General features: G+C 37.3%; 7 protein-coding genes. All 7 read left to right on the top strand.

All coding sequences use genetic code 11. The features are described from left to right. Positions 1 to 251: 251 nt before the first annotated feature. The gene (locus AC4GZ8_RS18310; protein ID WP_491083343.1) at positions 252 to 623 is read left to right on the top strand and encodes a carboxymuconolactone decarboxylase family protein; all 372 of its coding nucleotides are present in this window, start codon (positions 252 to 254) and stop codon (positions 621 to 623) included. A 238-nt stretch (positions 624 to 861) separates the two neighbouring features. Continuing rightward, on the top strand, positions 862 to 1,014 hold the full coding sequence (locus tag AC4GZ8_RS18305) for a YuzK family famiily protein (protein WP_491083337.1): 153 nt from the start codon (positions 862 to 864) through the stop codon (positions 1,012 to 1,014). A 376-nt stretch (positions 1,015 to 1,390) separates the two neighbouring features. Next, positions 1,391 to 2,176, top strand: a complete 786-nt coding sequence (gene sufC, locus AC4GZ8_RS18300; protein WP_491083336.1) for a Fe-S cluster assembly ATPase SufC — start codon at positions 1,391 to 1,393, stop codon at positions 2,174 to 2,176. 14 nt (positions 2,177 to 2,190) lie between these two features. After that, positions 2,191 to 3,501 carry a Fe-S cluster assembly protein SufD gene (gene sufD / locus AC4GZ8_RS18295; RefSeq protein ID WP_491083335.1) on the top strand — a complete coding sequence of 437 codons (1,311 nt, stop codon included), beginning with the start codon at positions 2,191 to 2,193 and terminating at the stop codon, positions 3,499 to 3,501. Further along, entirely contained in the window at positions 3,501 to 4,718 is a 1,218-nt protein-coding gene (locus tag AC4GZ8_RS18290; RefSeq protein ID WP_491083334.1) for a cysteine desulfurase, read from the top strand. Before sufD ends, AC4GZ8_RS18290 begins: the two co-directional genes overlap by 1 nt. Continuing rightward, a complete protein-coding gene (gene sufU, locus AC4GZ8_RS18285) occupies positions 4,711 to 5,148 on the top strand; it encodes a Fe-S cluster assembly sulfur transfer protein SufU (RefSeq protein WP_491083333.1) in 438 nt (145 codons plus the stop codon). The genes AC4GZ8_RS18290 and sufU overlap by 8 nt, the downstream gene beginning before the upstream one ends. A gap of 200 nt (positions 5,149 to 5,348) precedes the next feature. Continuing rightward, a complete protein-coding gene (gene sufB / locus AC4GZ8_RS18280; RefSeq protein ID WP_491083332.1) occupies positions 5,349 to 6,746 on the top strand; it encodes a Fe-S cluster assembly protein SufB in 1,398 nt (465 codons plus the stop codon). The last annotated feature ends 165 nt before the right edge of the window (positions 6,747 to 6,911 follow it).

Below are 6,911 nucleotides of genomic sequence, written 5' to 3'. Positions count from 1 at the left end.
ATTGTTGGTCGTTCTTTTTGTAGGCTGTTCAGAACGGATATACGAGACTCTAGTAGGAGCAGCGGGAAAGGTAGCCCCTGCCACACTTAAGATGAGCATTCTGTAGCGCAATTCAACCTTTCTATACCCTTAGCATATAGCTCTTTGTTTACCAAAAAAACCTTGTTGATAAACAATTGACTCAATTGAATACAACGAAAGGAAACATGCATACTAAACCTGATAATGAAACAGGAATGGAGCTGTTAAAAATGGAACAGAATGAAGAGCTTATGACATCAACTGAAGCTGCTTTACATGAGTATAAAATGGGTTTAGGAATGTTTACACAAAAAATGCCGGACATTGCAACACACTATAATGCATTTACAGAGGCTTGTTTTAAAGAGGGAACATTATCTAAAAAAGAAAAGCACTTAATTGCTTTAGGGATCGCGATCAATATGCAAGATGAATATTGTATTATTTACCATGCAAAAGGATGTCTTGATAACGGAGCAAATGAAGAGGAGATATTAGAAGCGGTGGGTGTTACAGCTGCTTTCGGCGGAGGAGCTGCAATGAGCCAAGCAGTAACACTTGTACAAGAATGTATACATGAGCTAAATCAATTAAAACAATAAAACTCGAGAAACAAGATATTGAGTAAAATAGAGGATCTATGAGTAAAACAACAGATACAGTATATAATCTGACATAATGATTCAAAATAATTTAGTAAGGTTTGTCAGATTATCTTACGAACTTTGAGTTGTTTGAAAATTCTTGTTATGCTTATAAACGTAATGAATAATAAGTTGAAAGGATTGATTCATTATTCACTCGAATCAAGATTCAATCGACCTGAATTATACATCTGAAATGGAAAAAGCGATGCACCAGGCACACGGTATGGGATATGCTGAATATGCTAGAGACCATGATAAACGTATGGATGTTGAAATGAGTCGTGAAGAAGAATACCGCAAAAGTCAGAAGATTTATGCTGAAGTTGAAAGAAAAATGAAAAAGTAGGTTTTATAGATTGAAGAATCAGGGGGATGCTCCTGATTCTTCTTTTTATGTAGTAAGAGGAGATGCTTATTGAACTCAATAGGATTTTTTTGCAAATAAGAAAATTTCGCCTTCTTAGAATGTTTTTTATATAAAAGAAGAAAATAAACTAGGGATCGAAAGGGTAGATTAACAGAGGAATGTGTTATATAGTAGAAGCTAGCTAATTTCTCTATCTACATATCGTTGCATTTTGAATTAATGATGGATATACCATATATACACGACATTTTTCGACTAAATTCCATAAAGGTTGTGTTCACTTTTCATTTGTTATAATATTAGAATGAGAATAAAATGAGAATTAGTAAACTTTATATATCATGGAGGTATCATTATGGCAGGTTCTACATTAGTTATTAAGGATTTACACGTAGAAATTGATGGAAAAGAAATTCTTAAAGGTGTAAATCTTGAAATAAAAGGCGGAGAGTTCCATGCAATCATGGGACCAAACGGAACAGGTAAATCTACTTTATCTTCAGCAATTATGGGGCACCCAAAATATGAAGTAACAAAAGGCAGCATCACATTAGACGGTGAAGATGTACTGGAAATGGAAGTAGATGAGCGCGCTCGTGCAGGTCTTTTCTTAGCAATGCAATACCCAAGTGAAATTAGCGGGGTAACGAATGCTGACTTCTTACGTTCTTCTATTAATGCTCGTCGCGAAGAAGGTGACGAAATTTCTCTAATGAAATTCATCCGTAAAATGGATGCAAACATGGAAGAGCTTGAAATGGATCAAGATATGGCTCAACGTTACTTAAATGAAGGATTCTCTGGCGGAGAGAAAAAACGTAACGAAATTCTTCAATTAATGATGATTGAACCAAAAATCGCTATCCTTGATGAAATCGATTCTGGTCTTGATATCGATGCATTGAAGATTGTTGCAAAAGGAATCAACAAAATGCGCAACGAAGAGTTCGGTTGCTTAATGATCACTCACTACCAACGTTTATTAAACTACATTACACCAGATAAAGTACACGTAATGATGCAAGGCCGCGTTGTAAAATCTGGTGGTCCTGAGCTGGCTCAACGCTTAGAAGCAGAAGGATATGACTGGATTAAACAAGAATTAGGTATTGAAGACGAAACTGTTGGGCAAGAAGCATAATTGTAAGGGGGAGTATGAGACGTATGGAAACATTAACGATCAATCAGGACTATGTCACAAGCTTTTCAAATCAGCTTGGTGAACCGGATTGGCTAAAGGATCTTCGCTTACAAGCTCTTGCAAAACTAGAGGATCTTCCAATGCCAAAACCAGATAAAACAAAAATTGATAAATGGAATTTCACAAACTTCAAAGAGCATGTTGTTGAGAGCCAAAAGCTTGATTCTCTTAATGATTTACATGAAGATGTGAAATCTCTAATCGATCTAGAATCAGTAAATAAAAATCTTTATGTTCAAGTGAATAATACTGCAGCGTTTACTTCATTATCAAATGAATTAAAAGAACAAGGTGTCATTTTGACTGATATTCACACTGCAGCGAAAGAACATTCTGATTTGGTCCAAAAATACTTTATGAAAGATGGCGTAAAAATTGACGAGCATCGTTTAACAGCTTTACATGCTGCTCTGGTTAATGGTGGAGTATTCGTCTATGTTCCTAAAAACGTTGAGGTTGCTGAACCGATTCAAGCGGTGTTTGTACATGATAACCCGAATACGACATTATTCAACCATGTCATTGTTGTAGCAGAAGATAACAGCTCTGTTACATACGTAGAAAACTACATTTCTACTGTTGAAAAGGTTGAAGGTGTATTCAATATTATTTCTGAAGTATTTGCTAACACAAACGCTCGTGTTACTTACGGTGCTGTTGACACATTAGCAAATGGTGTTACAACATATGTTAACCGTCGCGGTGTTGCTGGACGTGATGCACGTATTGAGTGGGCTCTAGGATTAATGAATGATGGAGATACAATCTCTGAAAATGTAACAAACCTAATCGGTGATGGATCATTTGGTGATACAAAAACAGTTGTAGTAGGTCGCGGCGAGCAAAAGCAAAACTTTACAACAAAAGTTGTTCACTTTGGGAAGCACTCTGAAGGCTATATCTTAAAGCACGGTGTTATGAAGGATAGTGCTTCTTCAATATTCAATGGTATCGGCAAAATTGAACATGGTGCATCAAAATCCAATGCAGAACAAGAATCTCGTGTTCTTATGTTAAGTGAAAAAGCACGTGGGGATGCAAACCCAATTTTATTAATTGATGAAGACGATGTAACGGCAGGTCATGCTGCTTCAGTTGGACGTGTTGATCCAATTCAGCTTTATTACTTAATGAGTCGCGGTATTCCTAAAGTAGAAGCTGAGCGCCTAGTTATTCATGGTTTCTTAGCACCAGTTGTTAAAGAGCTTCCGATCGAAGGCGTGAAAAAGCAGTTAGTAGAGGTTATTGAAAGGAAAGTTAAGTAATGAATATCCATGATATTCGTGCTCACTTTCCGATCCTGGATCAACAAGTAAACGGGAAGGATCTTGTTTACTTAGATAGTGCCGCAACATCTCAAAAACCATTAGCTGTTATTGATGCTTTATCAACTTACTATAAAGAATACAATTCCAATGTTCACCGTGGAGTTCATACGTTAGGAACAAAGGCGACTGACGGATATGAAGGAGCACGTGAAAAGGTAAGACGATTTATTAATGCTAAGTCAATGCAAGAGATCATCTTTACTCGTGGTGCAACAACAGCGTTAAACATCGTAGCTCAGAGCTATGGGCTTACGAATGTGAAAGAAGGCGACGAAATCGTCATTACGTATATGGAACATCACGCAAATGTTATTCCATGGCAACAAGTGGCTAAAATCACTGGTGCTACATTAAAATACATTCCATTACAAGAAGACGGTACAATTGATTTAAAGGATGTTGAAGAAACGGTCACTTCAAATACAAAAATCGTTTCAGTGATGCATGTTTCAAATGTTCTTGGAACCATTAATCCGATTAAGGAAATCACTGAAATTGCTCATAAAAATGGGGCTGTAATGGTTGTTGATGGTGCTCAAAGCACCCCTCATATGAAAATAGATGTACGCGATTTGGACTGTGATTTTTACGCATTCTCTGGACATAAAATGTGTGGTCCAACAGGAATCGGTGTGCTTTATGGTAAAAAGAATTTATTAGAAAATATGGAACCTGTAGAATTTGGTGGAGAAATGATTGACTTTGTAGGATTGCATGAGTCAACGTGGAAGGAACTTCCTTGGAAGTTTGAAGCTGGGACACCAATTATTGCTGGAGCAATTGGTCTAAGTGCTGCTATTGATTTTCTTGAGGAAATTGGCTTAGAAACAATAGAAGCACATGAGCATAAACTAGCTCAATATGCATTGGAACAATTAAGCCAGATTGACGGCATGACCATCTACGGACCTAAACATCGTGCAGGCTTAGTAACATTTAATATTGATGATGTTCACCCGCATGATGTTGCAACTGTTTTAGATGCTGAGGGAATTGCTGTTCGTGCAGGACACCATTGTGCACAGCCTTTAATGAAATGGCTAAAGGTATCTGCAACAGCAAGGGCTAGTTTTTACCTGTACAACACAGAAGAAGAAGTTGATAAATTAGTTGCAGGTATTAAAAAGACAAAGGAGTACTTCAGTAATGTCTAATCATGTAAATCTTGATACACTTTATCGTCAAGTGATTATGGACCATTATAAAAACCCTCGAAATAAAGGGATTCTTGATAACAGCCTAACGGTGGATATGAACAACCCTACATGTGGAGATCGCATTCGTTTAACACTTGATCTTGAGGATGATATGGTAAAAGATGCGAAATTCGAAGGTGAAGGCTGTTCCATCTCTATGTCATCAGCATCTATGATGACACAAGCAATTAAAGGGAAAAAATTAGATGAAGCATTAAAGCTTTCAGAAATCTTTTCGAATATGATGCTTGGTAAAGAATATGATGATGATATCGACCTAGGTGATATTGAAGCATTACAGGGAGTAGCAAAATTCCCTGCACGTATTAAATGTGCAACACTTGCTTGGAAGGCAATGGAAAAAGGCGTAAAAGAAGGCAACGAATAATTTTTTGAAGTTTAAAAAAGTATAAATTTTATACTTAGTTTGGGTGTCTAGCTCCAGCGCCTAGCCCCTCGGGGTCATAAGCCAATTTAGAATTGAAGGCAAAGAACGCTTTCTATTCTAAACCGTCTTATTTGCCCGAGGCTGATCAAGGCGCTTGCGCTTTTCATACCAAAAATCTAAATGGATTGGAGTGAATGTAGATGGCAAAAAAGGCACCTGAAATCGGCGATTACAAGTATGGGTTTGCTGACAAGGATGTTTCCATCTTCCGTTCTAAACGAGGATTAACGAAAGAGATTGTGGAAGAAATCTCTCGTATGAAAGATGAGCCGCAATGGATGCTTGATTTCCGTTTGAAATCATTAGAGCATTTTTATAATATGCCAATGCCACAATGGGGTGGAGATTTGGCTTCACTAAATTTTGATGAAATTACGTATTATGTAAAACCTTCTGAGAAATCCGAACGTTCATGGGATGAAGTTCCTGAAGAAATCAAGCGTACGTTTGATAAATTAGGGATTCCTGAAGCTGAACAAAAATATCTAGCTGGTGTATCAGCACAATATGAGTCTGAGGTTGTTTACCACAACATGAAAGAAGACCTTGAAGATCTTGGAATTGTTTTCAAAGATACGGATACAGCTTTAAAAGAAAATGAAGACATTTTCCGTGAGCACTTCGGTAAGGTTATTCCAGCAGCAGACAATAAGTTCGCAGCACTTAATTCAGCTGTTTGGTCTGGAGGATCATTCATTTACGTACCAAAAGGTGTAAAAGTGGATACTCCATTACAAGCTTACTTCCGTATTAACTCTGAAAACATGGGTCAATTCGAGCGTACATTAATCATCGTTGATGAGGGTGCACATGTACACTATGTTGAAGGATGTACAGCTCCAGTTTACACAACTAACTCACTTCATAGTGCTGTTGTTGAGATCATCGTAAAAGACGGTGGATACTGCCGTTATACAACAATCCAAAACTGGGCAAACAACGTATTTAACCTTGTTACAAAGCGTGCTGTATGTGATGCGAACGCAACAATGGAATGGATTGATGGTAACATCGGTTCGAAATTAACAATGAAATACCCTGCCGTTATCCTTAGAGGTGAAGGTGCAAGAGGTATGACGTTATCCATTGCTCTTGCTGGTAAAGGACAACATCAAGATGCAGGTGCAAAAATGATTCACCTTGCACCAAATACATCTTCAACAATTGTTTCAAAATCCATCTCTAAACAAGGTGGGAAAGTAACATATCGCGGTATTGTTCACTTCGGACGTAAAGCTGAAGGTGCAAGATCAAATATTGAATGTGATACGCTTATCATGGATAATCAATCAACATCTGATACAATTCCATATAATGAAATCTTGAATGACAATATTTCTCTTGAGCACGAAGCGAAAGTATCAAAAGTATCTGAAGAGCAATTATTCTATCTAATGAGCCGCGGTATTTCGGAAGAAGAAGCAACTGAAATGATCGTAATGGGCTTTATCGAGCCATTTACTAAAGAGCTTCCAATGGAATATGCAGTTGAAATGAACCGCCTGATAAAGTTCGAAATGGAAGGTTCTATTGGATAACTTATAAAAAGACCTTGTATTAAATAGGTTTAAATATGTTATTACAAAGAAGACGAACGTTTTAGTTCGTCTTCTTCTTTTATTGTTTGGGAAATTACAAAATTCTTGAACTGTTTATAAGCGCTCCGACATCCAACTCCTTTTGCGGTGCTTGCGCTTTTTGTT

It is taken from the genome of Metabacillus sp. RB-C-LZQ-3-1 (assembly GCF_058315175.1).
Note: the sequence above shows the minus strand (reverse complement) of the source record. Positions and strands in the feature narration are given on the sequence as shown.